Genomic DNA, 18,418 nt, shown 5'->3' with positions numbered 1-18,418 from the left:
CGTGACGGCTGAGGCGCAGCGGCGGCGCGCATTTTGGCAGATCCTGCTGATCGCGGCGGGGCTCCTGGTGCTGACCGTGATCAGCGCCGGCTCGGTCTATCTCGTCAACAAGGCGCGGGAAGACAGCAAATGGGTCGTCCACACCATCGAGGTGGAGAACCAGATCAACGCCCTGCTGCTCGAAGTCCGACGCGCCGAGAGCAGCGCCCGCGGCTTTCTCCTGACGCAGGGCCCGGATTTCCAGTCGGATCACGAGAAAGCCGTCGCGGCGATCATTCCGGCGCTCGCCAAGCTCACGCGCCAGATCGGCGACGATCCGGCGCAACGCGATAGCATCGAGAAGCTGAGCGCGGCGATCGAGACCCGGCTCGACCAGTTCTCGCGCGAGATGGACTTCGTCAAGCAGGGTCAACCCGACAAGGCCGCGGCGCTCATCCGCGAGGCCGCCGCCGGCAACACCACGACCACGATCAGCAACCAGGCCAACGCGATGATCCGCGAAGAGGAACGGCTGTTCCGGATCCGCACCGCCAACTCCGACCGGAGCCAGACGCTGGCCGCCTCGATGACCGGCATCGGCTCCGGCCTCGTCGTGCTGCTGGCGCTGGTCTCGACCTGGCTGGTGCGGCGCTCGGCCCGCGCCCGTGACGAGGCCGAGGCGCGCCTGCGCGACGCCAACGTCAACCTGGAGACCATCGTCGACGAGCGCACGGCGGACCTGCGCGAGGCCAACGATGAGATTCAGCGCTTTGCCTATATCGTCAGCCACGATCTGCGCTCGCCACTCGTCAACATCATGGGCTTCACCAGCGAGCTCGAAGAACTCGGCGGTGACATCTTCCGCCGCATCAGCAGCCTCGCCCATGTCCCGGCCGACGGACCACCGCTGGCACCTGGCTCTTCCGGCGAGATCGCGCTCGAAGGCCCCGACAAGCAGCTCTCAACGGACTTTTCCGAGGCGCTCGACTTCATCAAGTCGTCGATCGCCAAGATGGACCGGCTGATCTCGGCGATCCTCAACCTCACCCGCGAGGGCCGGCGCGAATTCCAGCCGGAGAAGATCGACATCCGCGAATTCGTCGAGGCCATCGTGTCGACGCTGGCGCATCAGGCTGTGGAAGCGCAGGCCGAGATCCACGTCGGGTCCCTGCCCAATATCGTCAGCGACCGCCTTGCCCTGGAGCAGATCTTCTCCAATCTGATCGACAACGCGATCAAATATCTCAAGAGCGGGGTGCCCGGAGAGATCAGAATTCGCGGGCGCACCAAGCTCGGCTACGCTATCTTCGAGATCAGTGACAACGGCCGCGGCATCGATCCGAAGGATCATCAGCGGATATTCGACCTGTTCCGGCGCGCGGGAACCCAGGACAAGCCGGGACAGGGCATCGGTCTTGCACATGTGCGTGCACTTGTGCGCCGTCTCGGCGGCACCATGTCGGTATCGTCGGAACTGAATACGGGCAGCACGTTCACGATCACGCTGCCCGTCGCCTGGAACGCCAGCAACCGGAACGTAGATCGATGACGCAGCCTGTTACCATCATCATGATCGAGGACGACGAGGGGCACGCCCGGCTGATCGAGCGCAACATCCGCCGCTCCGGCGTCAACAACGAGATCGTTGCGTTCGGCAACGGCACCGATGCGATGAGACACCTGTTCGGCGCCGACGGCAGCGGGCTTTCCCAGAAGGGAAATGCCCTCCTGATCCTGCTCGACCTCAACCTGCCTGACATGAGCGGAATCGACATCCTGAAGCAGATCAAGGAAAACAGGTATCTCAAGGCATCGCCCGTGGTCGTGCTGACGACCACCGACGACTCCCAGGAGATCAAGCGCTGCTACGAACTCGGCTGCAACGTCTACATCACCAAACCCGTCAACTACGAGAATTTCGCCAACGCCATCCGGCAGCTCGGGCTGTTCTTCTCGGTCATCCAGGTTCCGCCCGCCGCCACATGAACCAGAGAACACCGACACTGCTGTATATCGACGACGACGACGCGCTCGCGCGCCTGGTCGACCGCGGCCTGACGCGGCGCGGCTACAGGGTCGTTCATGCCGCCAGCGGCGAGGAAGGCCTCGAGCACATCCGCCGCGCGGCTGCCCAAGACAGCATCGACGACAGCAACGACGGCGGCATCGACGTCGTTGCGCTCGACCAGTACATGCCGGGTCTCGACGGCCTCGATACGCTCGAGCAGATCATGGCGATCCCGGGCGCCCCTCCCGTGGTGTTCGTCACCGCGTCGCAGGATTCCAGCATCGCGGTCACCGCGCTGAAGGCGGGCGCGGCCGATTATCTCGTCAAGGACGTCAAGGGCGACTTCATCCCCCTGCTTCACGTCGCGGCCGAGGGCGCGCTGCGGCAGGCCGAATTGCAGAAGGCGCGCGAGGAAGCCGAAGCCGAGATCCATGCCTCGCGCGACCGCTATGCCGCGCTCGCCGCCGAGCGCGAGCTGCTGCTGCGCGAGGTCAATCACCGCGTCGGCAATTCGCTCCAGATCATCGCCTCGCTGTTGCATCTTCAGGCGAGCTCCGCCGGACAGGAAGAGGTCAAGGCCGCGCTGACCAACGCGATGGGCCGGGTTGCCGCGGTCGCACAGGTGCACCGCCGCCTCTACACCTCTCAGGACCTCAAGAGCGTCGTCCTGAGCCAGTACCTGGACGCGCTGCTCGAGGACCTGCGCCGCTCGGCCGAAGGTAACCGGATGTCGCGCCTGACGCTGAAGGCCGAGCCGATCGAGATCGATCCGGACCGTGCGGTCGCCATCGGCATCATCGTCAACGAGCTGGTGATGAACGCGGTGAAATACGCCTATCCCGACGGAGCCGGCCCGATCCATGTCGAGCTGACCCTGCAGGGCGAGAATCTCCTGCTGGCGATCGCCGACGACGGCGTCGGCGACAACGTCAAGGCCGATCCGCGCTCCACCGGCATGGGCCAGCGCATCGTCGCGGCGATGGCCACCAAGCTGGACGCCTCGGTCGAGCGCGACCCCGCCCATTCCGGAACCCGCATCCTGCTCAGGTTCCGCCGCGTGCCCGCGCCGCCCGGCAAGACCAGCACCGCCGCCGCGAGCTGACCCGCGCCCCCATCGCAACCGCATGGCGATCCTGCTATTGTTGCGCCATGACTTCGCGCGACTCCGCTTCGTCTGAAATTACGCCGGCCGTGCTGCTGCGCGCCTATGCCTGCGGCATCTTTCCGATGGCCGAGAGCGCCGACGATCCGACCCTGTTCTGGGTCGAGCCGGAATTGCGCGGCGTCATCCCGCTCGACGGATTCCGCGTGGCTTCGCGGCTCGCGCGCACCGTGCGTTCGGATGTGTTTCGCGTGACCGTCAACACCGCGTTCAAGGCCACGATTGCCGGCTGCGCCGCGCCGCAGGCCGGGCGCGAGGACACCTGGATCAACAAGCGCATCCGCGACCTCTATGGCGGCCTGTTCGAGCTCGGCCATTGCCACAGCGTCGAGGCCTGGCAGGGCGACGACCTCGTCGGCGGGCTCTACGGCGTGAGCCTGGGCCGCGCCTTCTTCGGCGAGAGCATGTTTCACACCGCGCGCGATGCCTCGAAGGTCGCGCTGGTGCACCTGGTCGCGCGACTCATTCATGGCGGCTTCGAGCTGCTCGACACGCAATATGTCACCGAGCATCTGAAGAGCTTCGGCGCGGTCGAGATTCCGCGGCGACGCTACACCGCGCTGCTCGACAGGGCGCTGGCGGGCGAGCCCGGCGATTTCCTCGAGCTCCCGGCCGGCGATGCGATCTCGGGCGCACGCGCACTCGAGATCATCGCCTCGCGGCAATAATCAAGGGCTGGGCTTAGCGGCCGAAGCCGGGGATCCCGAACAGACCTGGCCGCTGCTCCGGCGGCGGAGGTGGCGGCGCCGGTTGCGGTTGCTGCGGAGGCGGCAATGGCTGCGGCGGACGCTGCTGCACGGCCTGCTTGGGCGCGGCCTTCTTCTGCGCGGGCGGCGGCGGCGCAGCCGGCCTGGTCGCGGGATCCGGCGCAGCCGTCGCAATGGTCTGCTGCGGCTCTTTGCAGTCGGTCAGCCAAATGTCGTAGATCGGATGCTCGACGCCATGCAGGCCGGGGCTTGCCGCGTACATCCAGCCCGAGAAGATCCGCTTCACTTCGCCCTGCAAGGTGATCTCGTCGACCTCGACGAAGGCGTCGGTGTTGGCGGCTTCCGTCGCCGGCCGTGTGTAGCAGGCGTTGGTCTTGACGCGCAGCGCGCCGAACTGGACGGTCTCGCCGATTTCCTCGTCGAAATTGATGATACGGCCGGTGATCTTGTCGAGGCCGGAGAAGGTCGCCTTCTTGTTCACGATCTTCTGGGCCGGCGGCTCGGTCACGACCTCATCGCCCGGCTGGAGGCTCGCCGGCGTCTGCGGCACGGCACCGCCCGGCCCGCCCTTCTGCTGGGGCTGGCGCTGCCCGGGCGCGCCCGGCTGGGGGGCGCCTGGCGGCACGACCGCCACGGGCGGCGGCTGGTTCGGCGGCGCGGCGCTGGAGCCCGGCGGCGGCGCCAGAGGCTGGGTCTCCACCGGCCCGGGCATGACATTGCCCTGACGTCCGGGAGGCGGCGCCATCGGACGCGACGGCAGCACGCGGCCCTGCGGCGGCAGCTCGGGGACCTCCTCGTCGTCGTCCGGCACCTGCGGCTGCGGCTGTCCGCGCGGAATGCTGCCGGGCGGCCGCAGCGGCGGCGGATCGGAGAAGATCGTGCCGATCTGCGCCTGCGCGGGCGTCGCAGCCGTGAGCGCAGTGGCGGCCAGAAGCGCCGCAAGACCTGTCAGGGTAAGGGTTCGAACCATCTTCTCGCGCGGCTTCAACAGCGAATCGGGCTTGCTGGACATTCTACAGGGGATACCGCCGCTCGCAGGCCATCCGGTTAACACGCCGAATACGGCGGGGAAAGGGCGGCATTCCTGCCCAGCCCGGCGCCGGCTGGCCAGACCGCCGGCCGAATGGGATAGTCGGAGGACCCTTCCCTAGGGCCCGAGGCGGGCCCCGCCCCCGAACGCGCCGTCCAACGATAACTGGAAGCCCCAAGGTCGCCCCCATGCCCGTTGTGCTCGATCCCGATGCCGCCGCCGTCTACAAGGCATTCCAGGAGGCCGGCCGCCCCGCCTACGAGACCCTGACCGCGCCGGAGGCGCGCGCCTATTACGCGCAAGCGCGCTTTGCCACCAACCCCGAACCGCCGGAACTTGCACGTGTCGCGCCGCTGGCGATCCCGGCGCCGCACGGGGTGATCCCCGCCCGCATCTACGTGCCGAAGGACCCGCGCCGGCAGAACGGCCTGTCGCCGGCGCTGGTGTTCTTCCATGGCGGCGGCTGGGTGATCGGCGATCTTGACTCCCATGACGTCGTCTGCCGCCAGCTCGCGGTCGAAGCCGCGCTGATCGTGATCTCGGTCGACTATCGCCTCGCGCCCGAGCACAAGTTTCCCGCGGCCACCGAGGACGCCATCGCCGCGACCAAATGGGTCGCAGCGAACGCGCGCGAGCTTGGCATCGACGCCGCCCGTCTCTCGATCGGCGGCGACAGCGCCGGCGGCAATCTCACCGGGGTCGTGGCGCTCGCCGCGCGCGACGGCAACGGTCCCGCGATCGCGGGCCAGGTGTTGATCTATCCGGCGACCGATTTCGCCATGACGCACGGCTCCCACAGCGAACCCGAGACCAGCGTGCTGCTGACGCATTCGGTGATCCGCTGGTTTCGCGATCACTACCTCAGCGCCGCCGCCGACATCCACGACTGGCGTGCCTCGCCGGCGCGCGCGGAAAACCTTGCCGGCCTGCCGCCCGCCTATGTGCTGACCGCCGGCGCCGATCCGCTGCGCGATGAAGGCGACGAATATGCCGCGCGGCTGAAGCAGGCCGGCGTATCCGTCACGTATAAGCACTTTCCCGGCCAGTTCCACGGCTTCTTCACCATGGGCAAGCTGTTGCCACAGGCCAATGTCGCCGTCAGCGAGATCGGCGCGTGGTTGAAGGGATTGGGCTGACAACGCCGCTGCGCATGGCTTCCAATCTTCAAACCATCTACGCCACTCCCCTGCGCGGGCTGACCTGGCTCGGTGACCAGGGCACGCGCGCCGTTGCCGCGATCGCCTTCATCGCGGTTGCGGTGCCGCCGCTCGGTGCGCTGCTGCGCCCCTACGTCACCGAGGCGATCTTCTTTCTGCTCTGCATCTCCTTCATGCGGGTCGACCTGGCGGCGCTCTACGGCCATCTGCGCCGGCCGGCGCTGGTTGCGGCCGCCACCGCCTGGACCACGATCGGCGTGCCGCTGATCGTCGGGCTGATTGCTCATACAACCGGGCTCAGCGACAGCTCGCCCGGCCTTGCTCTCGCGCTGATGCTCCAGGGCATGGCCTCGCCGATGATGGCCGCGCCGGCGCTCGCAGCGCTAATGGGCCTCGATGCCACGCTGGTGCTGGTCACGCTGGTGACCTCGACCGCGCTCGTCCCCTTCACCGCCTCGTTGTTTGCCAGCCTGTTTCTCGGCGGCATGCTCAACATCTCGCCGCTCACGCTCGGCCTGAAGCTGCTCGGAATCCTCACGGCATCGCTGCTTGCGGCGACCGTCATCCGCCGCCTGTTCGGCAGCGAGGCGATCCAGCGCCACAAGCGTCCGATCGACGGCATCAACATCGTCATCCTGCTGGTGTTCGCCTCGGCGGTGATGGGCGACGTCGCGACCGACTTCCTCGCCGCCCCCCTGTTCACGATCGGCGTCGCGCTGCTCGCCTTTGCCGTCTATTTCACCCTGCTCGCCGTCACGACGCTGATCTTCCGCCGCGTCGGCCATGAGCGCGCCTTCGCGATCGGCCTGATGGTGTCACAGCGCAATCTCGGGCTGATGCTGGCCGCAACCGCAGGCGCGCTGCCGGCGACGACCTGGCTCTACTTCGCGCTGACGCAGTTTCCGATTCACCTTGCGCCCTACATGCTGATGCCGATCGCGCGGCGATTGACAGCACGTGCAAATGCTTCCAGCGGGGCAGCGGCAGGCAGCACATAGGGCGTAGGGTAAAGCGGAAGGGCGAGGAAGCATGCGACTTGTTCTGACTACGTTCAAATTTCTTGTCGCGATTGTGCTTCTCGGGATCTTGGGGTTCAGCGGCTGGCTGATCTTCAGCCCACCCGATGGGATGCTGTCCGCCTCGGCCTTTGCGGCAAAAATGGTTTGCTCGAACGTGTTCATTGCCAAACGCGACGCGGACGCGGTGATCGGAAGCGATGTGGCGCTTGCGCTTCCTCGCATCGTCAGCCGTCTGAAAATCAGGGTGGACGCCGCCAACCAGCGTGTCGAGGTGGCATTTCGAGGCCTGTTCGCCAAACGCTACGCCCAATATGAGGAGGGACGCGGTTGCACACTGGTCTCGAAGGACGCTGCCCCCTATGGCGCCGCGCCGCCTTCCCTGCCGGAAAAGTCCGATGCGCTCTGGCCGGCGGGCGAGAGGGCGCAATTGTCCGACGACAAGGCTTTGTTGGCGGCGCTGAACGATCCGACGCTCCAGGGGCCAGGCATGCGCGCGATCGTCGTCGTCCAGAACGGGCGCATCGTCGGTGAAACCTATGGCGAAGGCTTCAACGCTTCGACGCCCTTGCAAGGTTGGTCGATGACGAAGACCGTGAATGCCGCGCTGGCCGGCATGGCGATCAAGGACGGAAAGCTTTCGCTCGATCAGAAAAATCTATTTCCGCAATGGGCTGGCGACGCGCGCGCGGACATTTCGGTGGCCGATTTGATGGCCATGACAAGCGGTTTGAAATGGAGTGAAGATGGCGATTCTCCCGATCCCGACGGATTGGAGAATCTCGCAAAGGATGCGGCGGCATTCGCGAGAGACCGCCCCCTTGTCGCTCCGCCCGGAACGAAGTTCAACTATTCCGGCGGTTCGTCCGTCCTGCTGGCGCGGCTCTGGCAGAACGCGGTTGGAGCGGACGCGCGCGCTTATCCGCAGCAGCGATTGTTCAAGCCGTTGGGCATGACCAGCGCCGTTCTCGAATCCGACCCTTCAGGCACATTCCTTGGCGAAGGCTTTCTCTTCGCCAATGCGCATGATTGGGCGCGCTTCGGCGAATTCCTGCGCCTGAACGGAGAGTGGAACGGCGAACAGTTTTTGCCGATGGGCTTCGTCGACTACATGCGCTCGCCCGTGCCGGCATCCGACAAGGGACATGGTCCGGTCTACGGTCGCGGACAGCTTTGGTTAGGGCCGGGCCAGGGATTCACCCTCCCGGCCGACACATTCATGTTGCAAGGGCACCTCCGCCAGGTGATCGCGATCATCCCCTCGCGTAAATTGGTGATCCTGCGCATGGGTTTGACGCGGGAAGACATTGGGTACAGCACCGCGAAACTACTGTACGCGATTGTCGCGGCGCGCCGATCGAATAGTTGATGCGATGACTTGCGGGTTTGGCCCGCGGCGGACATCGGCTCATGCATCGTCGACGTCCGCTTGTGTGGCTAACGCGGACCTCGCCGCGTCCTACCCTGCCCGCGCCGCGCGTCGCAGCGCCTGCGGCGGCGGGCCGAACGGGCGCTGCCGGCGAGGACCATCAAATCGTAGGAGGCGGCTTACGCTCGCCGGTGCTCAAGCGGGGTACTCCCGAAAACTTGCGCCAATCCGCCACATAACCCCGGAGGATGATTCTCCCCGAGCGATCCGAACGCTATCTAACGTTGCTTGCGGCCTGGTCGTCGCGTGCCACCTAAAGGCGGGTTTGGAGGAGTCGTGTTCCGTCCCGACGCACATGGCATCGCACATTCTCAGCTCACTGCTTTCGGCCAATGGTGTGAGGCCCGAACGGGGCAGCAGCTGCGCGATCACGCTGCGATGGACCGCTTCTCGGTGGAGGATTTCCACAGCTTCTGGCGTCTCTTCCTTGAGTGGTCCGACGTGCCGCGGGACGGCGCAGCCGAGCCCGTCTGCGTCGGCGATGCCTGCGAGACCGCGCGCTTCTTCCCGGATATTCGTCTCAACTACGCCGAGTGCCTCCTCGCCGGCAGTCCCGGCCAGCCGGTCCTGACAGCCTGCCACGCTGACGGCAGCCGCGACCGGTTCACGCGTGGCGCGTTGCGCGGCGCGGTTGGTCGATTGGCGAGGTCGTTGCAGCGGCTCGGTGTGCGCCCAGGTGACCACGTCGTGGCAATCGCACGCAACAATGCCGCGGCGGTCATTGCCTGTCTGGCGACCGCCGCCATTGGCGCGACTTTTGCCAGCTGCGCGCCGGACATGGGCGTGCCCGCTATCCTGGCGCGGTTCGCCCCTCTCGAGCCCGTGGTGCTCTTCGGCTGCCTTCGAGCGGAGCGATGGGATGCGGGAATCCCCGTCGCCGAGCGCGTCCTCGAAACGGCGGCCGGCCTGCCGAGCCTCGCGGCGATCATTGCGCTGGACGATGGCTCGCTGGACGCCGACGAGAGGACGCCACCTCTGCACAGGCTTGCCGATCTGCTCGGTGATGATGGCGGCGAGATTGGGCCAGCCTGGCCCCGTCACCCATTCAACCATCTGCTGTTCACGATGTTCTCTTCGGGCACCACGGGCCCGCCGAAATGCATCCAGCACGGCGCCGGCGGCACCTTACTGGAGCATGTGAAGGAGCACCGGTTGCACTGTGATCTCAGGCACGGCGACAGGCTGTTCTTCCAAACCTCCTGCGGTTGGATGATGTGGAACTGGCAGCTCTCGGCGCTGGCGTCCGGCGTCGAGATTGTCCTCTACGACGGGCCGCTCGCAGCGGCGGACACGTTCTGGCGGATTGTTGCCGAGGAACGCGTCACCGTGTTTGGCACCAATCCCGCCTATCTGCATTTCTGCGCGGAGAAGGATTTCTCCCCCGGGCGGGTGTTCGACCTTTCCGCCCTGCGCAGCATGCTCTCGACCGGCTCGATCCTCTATCCCCGCCAGTACGACTGGGTCAGCAGCGAAGTGAAGTCGTCGATGCCGCTGCAGACGATCTCAGGCGGCACTGATATCATCGGCTGCTTCGTCCTTGGCAGTCCGAATCTGCCGGTCCATCCAGGCGAGGCACAGTGCCGCAGCCTCGGCCTCGATGTCCGCTCGCTGCCGCCGCCTGACGATCCGCAGGCGGTGATAGGCGAACTGGTCTGCGCCAACCCTTTTCCCTCGCGACCCCTCGGCTTTCATGGCGATGCGGACGGTGCCCGCTTCCACGCCGCCTACTTTGCTCAGAACCCCGGCTTTTGGACGCATGGCGATCTGATCGAGGCCACGCCTCATGGGGGCTGGCGCTTGCATGGTCGTTCAGACGGAGTCCTCAACGTGCGCGGCATCCGCATAGGGACCGCGGAGATCTACCGCATCCTCGATGACGTCGAGGAGATCGTTGAGGCGATGGCGGTCGAGCAACAAGCGGACGAGCCAGGCGGCACGCGCATGGTTTTGTTGCTCGTGTTGCGCGAAGGCGTGGTGCTCGACAGCGCTCTCGCCAAGCATATCCGCTCCGAGCTTGCACGCTGCGGCTCGCCGGCCTTCGTGCCGGCGCGTATCGCACAGGTCGACGCGTTTCCTGTCACCTTTAACGGCAAGCGGTCCGAAATCGCAGCGCGGGATTCGGTGAACGGCCGCCCTGTACGGAATCGCGACGCCCTGCAGAATGCCGAATGCCTTGAGGCCATTGCCAACCATCCGGTTCTGCGAGCGCCTCCGACCGCCAGTGCGCCTCGGGAGCCGACCCCGGTCTGTGGAGTGCTCCCAGACGTTGACCAGCTGCGGAAAGACCTGCAGGCGATCTGCGAGCGCGTGCTGGACGTGGCTCCCATCGGCTGGTCCGATAATCTTCTGGACTGCGGCGCAGACTCGCTGGCCGTAGTCAGCCTGCTCCTGGAGATCGAGAGCTATGCCGGGCATCCGATGCCCCTTTCGGCCTTTCTGCGGGCGCCGTCGATCGAAGGCCTGATCGCGGTCCTCTCCGGCGCGGAGGCAATGACGGCCCAGCAGCTTGGCCGGGCGGGCCTGCACGTCCGTGCCCTCGGTCCGGAGGACGTGGAACCGGTCTGCCGCTTTCTTGAGGAATCGTTTCGCGAGGCGGGCATCGATGCGACGAGATGGCGCCGTCTGTTCGATCATGGCTGGTCGGATCACACCCGCGGCTTCATACTTCTCGACGGCAACGCCTTGGTTGGATTCATCGGGGCAGTTGCTGCCCGGCGGCAGGTGAACGAGGAGGCAGTCCTCGTCTGCAATCTGTCCTCTTGGGTTGTACGCGCGCAGTACCGCGGCTGGGGTATGGCGCTGCTCGCCTCAATGCTGGATGACGCCAACGCCACATATACGTGCTTCACTCCGCAGCCGTCGTCTTGGGCCGCCCTTATCGCACAGCGTTTCAAACCGCTGGACTCGCAGCGCATCGCCATGCCGCCATTGCTTCAGGCCGAGACCTTGTTCGGCTCGACCCGGCCGGTGATCAGCTTCGATCCGGCCGTGGTCCGCGAGAGACTGACCAGCCACCAAAGGCAAATCTTCGACGATCACGCGGCGTATGATTGCCTGCAGCTCATCGTCGTCGACGGGCCTGATTACGCCTATCTCGTGGTGAAGCGCCGCGATCATCGTCTTGCAGCAAGTCGATTGGGACGACTGGCACGGTTTCAGCCGCTCAGAATCCCATATTCGGACATTCTGCATTGTAGTGCACCGGCTCTGCTGTTGCGGCATCTCGAGCGCGTCAAGCTGGCGATCTTGCGCCGGCAGCGAACGGCGGCGCTCGTCGCGGAGGCGCGAATCTTTCCGGTCCCACCACGAGGCATGATGCTCCCGATGATCACGTGTTTCCGTTCCCCGCTGATCGCCGACGACGAGCTCGACAGGCTATATTCGGAAATCGTGCTCCTGCCCATCTGAAGGCGGACATTCGCTTTGCGCATTGTCGACGTCCGCTTTCGTGGCAACGCAGACCTCGCGATCACGCACGCGCGCGGCACATTTACGAGCGCACCACCTACCCGGCCCGCGCCGCGCGCCGCAGTGCCTGGGGCGGCTGGCCGAAGGCGCGAATGAAGGCGCGCCGCATCCGCTCGGGGTCGCGGAATCCGGTCGCCTCCGCGACGAGCTCGATCGCCTCGCGCGAGGACTGCACGCGCTCACGCGCGACCTCGATCCGTAAGCGCTCGATCGCTTTCGACGGCGTCGTGCCGGTCTCGGCGGCAAAGGCACGGGCGAAGTGCCGCGCGCTCATGCCGGCGCGATCGGCGAGCTCCTCGACCGTAAGCGGCGCATCGAGATTTTCGCGGGCCCAGGACAAGAGCGCACCGAACCGGCCGTTCGGCGCCTTCAACTCCAGCAGCGATGAGAATTGCGACTGGCCGCCGCTGCGGCGATGATAGAGCACGAGCTGGCGCGCGGCCGCCTGCGCGATCTCCTCGCCATGGTCCTCCGTGACCATCGCCAGTGCAAGGTCGATACCCGCCGTGATACCTGCCGACGTCCAAACATTGTCGTCGCGGGTAAAGATCTGGTCGGGCTCGAACTTCACCTTGGGATAGCGCGCGACGAAATCGCGCGTGCGGCCCCAATGCGTGGTGGCGCGGCGACCGTCGAGCAGGCCTGCTTCGGCCAGCACATAGGCGCCCGAGCAGACGCTGGCGACCCGAACGCCGCGCCGCGCCAGCCGTTGCACGAAGGCGCGCGTCACCTCGCAGCGCGCGGCATCCGCCACCCCCGCGCCGCCCGCGATGACGAGCGTCGTGATGGCGTTCGCCGACTTGAAATCGCGCGCCACCATTTCGACGCCGGACGAGCTGCGCACCGGCCCCGCATTCACCGCCAGCACCCGCAGCGCGAGCGGCTTGCCGGCGCAGCGTGCTGCAACCTCGAACACCGAGATCGGGCCCGCCGCATCGAGCAACTGAAAATCCGGGAAGATCAGGATGCCGATCATGGTTATGTCCGAAATAGAGGGAATTACGCCATTTTGGACAGAAGGGCATCATGCCAGTTTGCCTGCGTCAAGCCCATGATTGGAGGATCTTCCGATGTCGTCCCCGCTCCAGATCGGACTTCTGGTGTTTCCGCGCGTCACCCAGCTCGACTTCACCGGCCCCTTGCAGGTGTTCTCCGCAGTTCCCGGCGCCAGGCTGCATTTGATCTGGAAGCGGATCGAGCCGGTGCCGAGCGATTCCGTGCTGACATTGACGCCGACCACGACATTCGCCGACTGCCCGCAGCTCGACGTGATCTGCGTGCCCGGCGGCGGCGGCACCAATGATCTGCTCAATGACGAGGAGGTGCTGGATTTCCTGCGCAAGCAAGCCGAAGGCGCCAAGTACGTCACCTCGGTCTGCACCGGGGCGCTGGCGCTCGGTGCAGCCGGCCTGTTGAAGGGCTACCGCGCCGCCACCCATTGGAGCGCGATGGAGATGCTCGGCCAGTTCGGCGCAACGCCGACCAAGACGCGTGTCTGCATCGACCGCAACCGCGTCACCGGCGGCGGCGTCACCGCCGGGATCGACTTCGCGCTGACGCTGGTGTCGATCCTGGTCAACCGCACCACGGCGGAAGCGATCCAGCTCCAGATCGAATACAACCCCGCCCCGCCGTTCACGTCCGGGTCGCCCGACACCGCGCCAGCCGAAGTGCTGGCCTTGCTGAGAGAGCGCGGGGCAGCAAATCAGGCGCGCCGCCTCGAGGCGGTCAAGCGCGCGGCAGGACGGGTGATGTAGGGCGGGTTGATCTCGTGCCCCGGACGCAGCGCAGCGCTTCTTCAGCGGTGCGCTGCAGAGCCGGGGCCCAGCAGCTCAAGCTTGGCAAGTAACTGGGTCCCGGCTCTGCGCCGCAACGCCTAGGAGCGTTGCAGCGCGTCCGGGACACGAAGAAAACTCGCACAACCCACAACAGAAAAAGGCCGCTCGGTTTCCCAAGCGGCCTTTCCTGTCTTACGGCGGCAGCACATTTCATCGGGCGATTTCGGACCTTCCAGACCGGGGGCCTATCTCCCGATCGAGTCCTGGTCGGCGGCCGCTGCATTTCGGGACAGTCGCGAACTGTTGCCCGAACCGAACGCGATGGTCTCCCATCTCCGTAAGATGGGACCATTGAGCCGCATCGCCGGCGCGAACACAATGCCCACGCAGCCGGCGTCCCCGCTGTTCCCGTTGTCCACAGCGGGATCAGTCGGATGCGCCTGCATCCAATCCGACGATGACGATTCGGCGGAGGCTGGAAGCCTAGCCGGGGGTCCAGGGCTGATAGTCGCCGGTCGCCTTCGGCCGCTTGCCGCTGGCGAGCGTCGAGCCCGAGGGGCGGTAGGCGTTGGCGGTGCCCGTGAGATTCGGCTGGTGCGGCTTTTCCCACTCGCGCGGCTGGTAGTTCTCCTGCGTCGGCGGCACGTCGACGACGTGATGGATCCAGCCGTGCCAGGACGGCGGGATCCGGCTCGCTTCCGCATAGCCGTTATAGATCACCCAGCGCCGCTCGAAGCCGAGCGTCGGATCGATCGCCCCGCCGCGCGTGCGATAATAGAGATTGCCCTGCTCGTCCTGGCCGACCAGCTCGCCGTAGCGCTTGGTCCAGAGTTGGGTGCCAAACGTCTGGCCACTCCACCAGGTGAAGAACTTGAGGAAGAACTGTTTCATGCGGCAAGGGCCCTGCTTCGTCGGGTCCTGATGCCATCCGGACGGCGAAATGTCCAGTTCGGCAGGTGCGGCCTTGCCACGCGCAAATCCGTGACCCGCCGCAAATCGGACGCGATCCGTTCATGCCGGGTACAGCGGCCCGGTGAGACGCTCGCTTCACGCGCACACCCGCGTGATCCAGGAACCTCCCCCCTTTGAAGGGGTTTGCTCCCTGGAAAAGGAGTTTGACCATGAGCAGTCTGAGAGTCTTGAGCGCGGCGGCAGCATTGGCGCTGGTCCTTCCGATGGCGACACCGAGCTTCGCGCAGGGCCATGGCGGCCGTGGCGGTGGCGGTGGCCCCCATATCGGCGGAGGCGGCGGTGCCCACATTGGCGGTGGCGGCGCCGCCCGAATGGGCGGTGGCAGCTTCAGCGCCGGTCCGCGGATCGGCGGTGGCGGCGGCAATTTTGCGGCTGGCGCAGCGGTGCGTCCCAGCTTTGCGGCTGGCGCAGCCATGCGTCCCAGCATCGGCACCGCACCGTCGGTTGTCGGTGGCGGCGGCCGCAGCTTCGCAGCCGCCGGCAGCAACTGGCAGGGCGGTGGCGGCAATTGGAACGGCGGCTGGCGTCATCACCATCGCGGCGGGTTCTGGCCCGGTTTCGCGGCAGGTGCTGCGATCGGCGGCCTCGGCTCATACGCCTATTATGGCGGCGGGTATTACAACGATCCCTACTACTATGGCGACGACAGCTACTACGACGAGCCGTCAGTGGCGGTGGTTCCCGACAGCGGCGGCGATTCCGCAGGCTACTGTGCGCAGCGCTACCGCTCCTACGACCCGGCGTCGGGCACCTATCTCGGCTACGACGGCCTGCGTCATCCCTGCCCGTAACCACATCTACAATGCTTGAAGGAAACGGCGTCGCAGCGATGCGGCGCCGTTTTCGCGTGTGCTCCGCTTTCACCAGTTTCGCGTGCAGCCGATTCCGTCCTTGCGAGATTATGTACAAGTCGATGCAAAGGGACCTTTATTCACCGCACCGTGCATATCTACCCTGATCCAATCCAAAATTGACCCGACCCACGATTCGCGGATATCACCAATGCGGGGACTTCGATCTACTGGGAAAGGTCATGCCGCGTATTCTCGTGGTAGATGACGATCCGATGGTCGGCGCGACCATCGAGGTCCTTCTCCAACGTCAGGGCTTCGACGTAACGCTGGCTGACGGCGGTGAAACGGGACTGGCTGCGCTGGAAGCGCAGACCTATCATGTGATGCTGGTCGACATCTTCATGCCGCATATGCGCGGCTTTGAATCCATCCGCATCTTTCACGAACGCGCGCCGGCGATCCCGCTGATCGCGATGTCCGGTTACGCCTTTGCATCGTCGGCCTCGCCCTCTCCCGATTTCCTCCGCATGGCGCTGGAGCTCGGCGCAACGCGTTGCCTGCGCAAGCCGTTCACGCCGGAAGCGCTGCTGACGACAATCCGGGAATGCCTCGCGGGCGAGAGCGCACAGCCGAAGGACAAGAAAGAAGCCCCTTGATCCCAACGCAGCGCGTCATTCTCGGTGCTGGACTTGCAATCCTCCTGATCATCACCGCCGCCTCGATCGGCCTCGACGTCAAGTCGCGGTCCGACACGGTGTGGGTCAGCCATGCCGTCCAGGTCCAGAAGAAGATCTCCGATCTGCGCGTCCTGTTGCGCCGGGCAGAGAGCGCCGCGCGCGGCTACGAGATCTATCGCAGCCCGGCCTTCAGCGACGAATTCCAGGCGGTGCATGCCCAGATCGCGCCGGCACTCGCCGACCTCAAGCGCGGCGTGCGCGACTACCCCGATCAGGTCGCGCTGCTGGAGGGCACCGAGCCGCTGGCGCTGCGCCGGGTCGAGATCGCCGCCGAGGCGATGCGCCTGCGCGCCGAGAGCGACCAGGCCGGCATTGCCGCGCTCCAGGGCAAGGCGGAAGGCCGCGGCCTGATGGACACCGTGATGGGCAATCTCGACCGTCTGAGCGCAGAGGAAGAACGATTGCTCGCCGCGCGCTCCCAGGATTCGCGCCGCACCGGCATCGTGCTGCTCGGCATCGATGTCGCCGGCGCGCTCGTGATCCTGCTGCTGGTCGTGATGGTGATGCGCGAGAGCCGGCGCACCGAGGGCGCGCTCAAGAGCACGCTTTTGGAGACCACGGCCGCCAAGGAGCAACTCGAGGCGGCGGTGGCCGAACGCACCGAACATCTGGTCACCGCGCATGACGAGCTCCGCCTGTCCGTCAACGTGCTCCAGAGCACCTTTCGCAGCATGGCGGAGGCGGTGCTGGTCATCGACGTCGACAGCAACGTTCTGCTGTCCAATCCGGCCGCGGAGCGCATGCTGCTGCACCGCGCCGGCATGAACCTGAGCAGTCTGCGGTCGCTGTCGGACGTCTTTCATGGCGACGGCGCCATGCCGATGAAGGCCGAGGAGCTGCCTTCGGTGCGCGTGCTGCGCGGCGAGGAGTTCGAAGACCTGGAAATGATCGTCCGCCCGCACAGCGGCAATCAGGTTCGCCACCTCATGATCAGCGGCCGTCCGATGCGGGACGGACAAGGCGACATCTCGGGCGCCGTGCTGGTCTATCACGATGCGACCACCTCGCGCGAGACCGAGCGGCAGTTGCAACAGTCGCAGAAGCTGGATGCGATCGGCAAGCTGACCGGCGGCGTCGCGCACGACTTCAACAACATGCTGACGGTGATCTCGGGCAATACCGAGACGCTGGTGGCGAGCCTGAAGGAGCAGCCCGCGCTCCAGCGCGTGGCGCGCCTGATCGACGATGCCGCCGAGCGCTGCGCCGAGCTGATCCAGCACCTGCTCGCCTTCGCACGCCGGCAGCCGCTCCAGCCGCGCAACGTCGAGATCAACGCCGCGATATCAGACATCGCAAAGCTCCTGCGCCCCACCCTCGGCGAGCAGATCCAGATCGAGACCGTGCTGGAACAGGGGCCGATGACCGCGCACATCGATCCGTCCCGGCTCACCAATGCCGTGCTCAACATGGCGATCAACGCCCGCGACGCCATGCCGAACGGCGGCAAGCTGCTGCTGGAGACCCACCGCGTCGTGCTCGACGAAGCCTATGCACAGGCCAATGCGGACGTGGTGTCCGGCCCCTACGTGATGCTCGCGGTCAGCGACAGCGGCACCGGCATGCCGCAGGACGTCCAGGAGAAGGCGTTCGAACCCTTCTTCACCACCAAGGAGGTCGGCAAGGGATCCGGCCTCGGCCTCTCCATGGTCTACGGCTTCGTCAAGCAGTCCGGCGGCCACATCAAGATCTACAGCGAGGAAGGCCACGGCACCACGATCAAGCTCTATCTGCCGCCGGGCGAAGGCGCGATAGAAGCGGCAGCTCCCGTCGCGCCGCAGGCCGAAGGCGGTGCCGAGACCATTTTCGTGGTCGAGGACGATCCGCTGGTGCGCAACTTCGTCACCGCGCAATTGCAGGGCCTCGGCTACCAGACAGTTGCCGCGCCCGACAGCCGCGCAGCGCTGCAATTGATCGAGGCCGGGCAGGTCTTCGATCTCCTCTTCACCGACGTCGTCATCCCCGGCGGCATGAGCGGGCGCGAGCTCGCCGAGGAAGTGGCGAAGCGGCGGCCGGGCCTGAAGGTGCTCTACACCTCCGGCTATACCGACAACGCCATCGTCCACCACGGCAAGCTCGACGACGGCGTGATGCTGCTGACCAAGCCGTATCGGAGAAACCAGCTCGCGGAGATGATCCGGAAGGCGCTGAATGGCAGCGGGATGGCGGCGGGCTAGCGCGTGG

General features: G+C 66.0%; 15 protein-coding genes. 12 read left to right on the top strand and 3 right to left on the bottom strand.

Annotated features, from left to right (window positions below; translation table 11 throughout):
- The first annotated feature begins 1 nt into the window (after position 1).
- Genes E4K65_RS07415 through aat form a run of 4 tightly spaced genes read left to right on the top strand, consistent with a single transcriptional unit; the run spans position 2 to position 3,817 of the window.
- Entirely contained in the window at positions 2–1,528 is a 1,527-nt protein-coding gene (locus E4K65_RS07415; protein WP_135173562.1) for a sensor histidine kinase, read from the top strand.
- Positions 1,525–1,965, top strand: a complete 441-nt coding sequence (locus E4K65_RS07410) for a response regulator (protein WP_135173561.1) — start codon at positions 1,525–1,527, stop codon at positions 1,963–1,965. Before E4K65_RS07415 ends, E4K65_RS07410 begins: the two co-directional genes overlap by 4 nt.
- On the top strand, positions 1,962–3,089 hold the full coding sequence (locus E4K65_RS07405; RefSeq protein ID WP_135173560.1) for a sensor histidine kinase: 1,128 nt from the start codon (positions 1,962–1,964) through the stop codon (positions 3,087–3,089). Before E4K65_RS07410 ends, E4K65_RS07405 begins: the two co-directional genes overlap by 4 nt.
- Positions 3,090–3,136: 47 nt before the next feature.
- Positions 3,137–3,817 (top strand): leucyl/phenylalanyl-tRNA--protein transferase, encoded by a 681-nt coding sequence (aat, locus tag E4K65_RS07400; protein WP_135173559.1) that lies wholly within the window; start codon positions 3,137–3,139, stop codon positions 3,815–3,817.
- 13 nt (positions 3,818–3,830) lie between these two features.
- Here aat and E4K65_RS07395 read toward each other — a convergent pair whose 3' ends face one another.
- Positions 3,831–4,868 (bottom strand): DUF2155 domain-containing protein, encoded by a 1,038-nt coding sequence (locus E4K65_RS07395; protein ID WP_167770600.1) that lies wholly within the window; start codon positions 4,866–4,868, stop codon positions 3,831–3,833.
- 206 nt (positions 4,869–5,074) lie between these two features.
- Here E4K65_RS07395 and E4K65_RS07390 point away from each other — a divergent pair, with 206 nt between their 5' ends.
- The 4 genes from E4K65_RS07390 to E4K65_RS07370 all read left to right on the top strand — a co-directional run bounded on the left by E4K65_RS07390 (position 5,075) and on the right by E4K65_RS07370 (position 11,896).
- Positions 5,075–6,022: an alpha/beta hydrolase gene (locus tag E4K65_RS07390; RefSeq protein WP_135173557.1), complete on the top strand. Its 948-nt coding sequence runs from the start codon at positions 5,075–5,077 to the stop codon at positions 6,020–6,022.
- 14 nt (positions 6,023–6,036) lie between these two features.
- On the top strand, positions 6,037–7,041 hold the full coding sequence (locus tag E4K65_RS07385) for a Na+-dependent transporter (RefSeq protein WP_167770650.1): 1,005 nt from the start codon (positions 6,037–6,039) through the stop codon (positions 7,039–7,041).
- A 31-nt stretch (positions 7,042–7,072) separates the two neighbouring features.
- The gene (locus tag E4K65_RS07380; RefSeq protein ID WP_135173555.1) at positions 7,073–8,428 is read left to right on the top strand and encodes a serine hydrolase domain-containing protein; all 1,356 of its coding nucleotides are present in this window, start codon (positions 7,073–7,075) and stop codon (positions 8,426–8,428) included.
- Positions 8,429–8,764: 336 nt separating this feature from the next.
- Positions 8,765–11,896, top strand: coding sequence for an acetoacetate--CoA ligase (locus E4K65_RS07370; protein ID WP_167770599.1), 3,132 nt, complete (start codon positions 8,765–8,767; stop codon positions 11,894–11,896).
- Positions 11,897–11,993: 97 nt separating this feature from the next.
- On the opposite strand, the gene E4K65_RS07365 is transcribed toward E4K65_RS07370, so the two are convergent.
- The gene (locus E4K65_RS07365; protein WP_135173553.1) at positions 11,994–12,932 is read right to left on the bottom strand and encodes a GlxA family transcriptional regulator; all 939 of its coding nucleotides are present in this window, start codon (positions 12,930–12,932) and stop codon (positions 11,994–11,996) included.
- Between the two features lie 94 nt (positions 12,933–13,026).
- On the opposite strand from E4K65_RS07365, the gene E4K65_RS07360 reads away from it, so the two are divergent.
- Positions 13,027–13,713: a DJ-1/PfpI family protein gene (locus tag E4K65_RS07360; protein WP_135173552.1), complete on the top strand. Its 687-nt coding sequence runs from the start codon at positions 13,027–13,029 to the stop codon at positions 13,711–13,713.
- 504 nt (positions 13,714–14,217) lie between these two features.
- On the opposite strand, the gene E4K65_RS07355 is transcribed toward E4K65_RS07360, so the two are convergent.
- The gene (locus E4K65_RS07355) at positions 14,218–14,625 is read right to left on the bottom strand and encodes an NADH:ubiquinone oxidoreductase subunit NDUFA12 (protein WP_135173551.1); all 408 of its coding nucleotides are present in this window, start codon (positions 14,623–14,625) and stop codon (positions 14,218–14,220) included.
- A 230-nt stretch (positions 14,626–14,855) separates the two neighbouring features.
- Between E4K65_RS07355 and E4K65_RS07350 the strand changes: the two genes are divergently transcribed.
- The 3 genes from E4K65_RS07350 (at position 14,856) to E4K65_RS07340 (ending at position 18,411) form a co-directional block, all read left to right on the top strand.
- A complete protein-coding gene (locus E4K65_RS07350; protein WP_135173550.1) occupies positions 14,856–15,497 on the top strand; it encodes a BA14K family protein in 642 nt (213 codons plus the stop codon).
- A 242-nt stretch (positions 15,498–15,739) separates the two neighbouring features.
- Positions 15,740–16,156 (top strand): response regulator, encoded by a 417-nt coding sequence (locus E4K65_RS07345; RefSeq protein ID WP_025575669.1) that lies wholly within the window; start codon positions 15,740–15,742, stop codon positions 16,154–16,156.
- A complete protein-coding gene (locus tag E4K65_RS07340; RefSeq protein ID WP_167770598.1) occupies positions 16,153–18,411 on the top strand; it encodes a CHASE3 domain-containing protein in 2,259 nt (752 codons plus the stop codon). Before E4K65_RS07345 ends, E4K65_RS07340 begins: the two co-directional genes overlap by 4 nt.
- The last annotated feature ends 7 nt before the right edge of the window (positions 18,412–18,418 follow it).

Source organism: Bradyrhizobium niftali, from assembly GCF_004571025.1.
GTDB lineage: Bacteria > Pseudomonadota > Alphaproteobacteria > Rhizobiales > Xanthobacteraceae > Bradyrhizobium > Bradyrhizobium niftali.
Note: the sequence above shows the minus strand (reverse complement) of the source record. Positions and strands in the feature narration are given on the sequence as shown.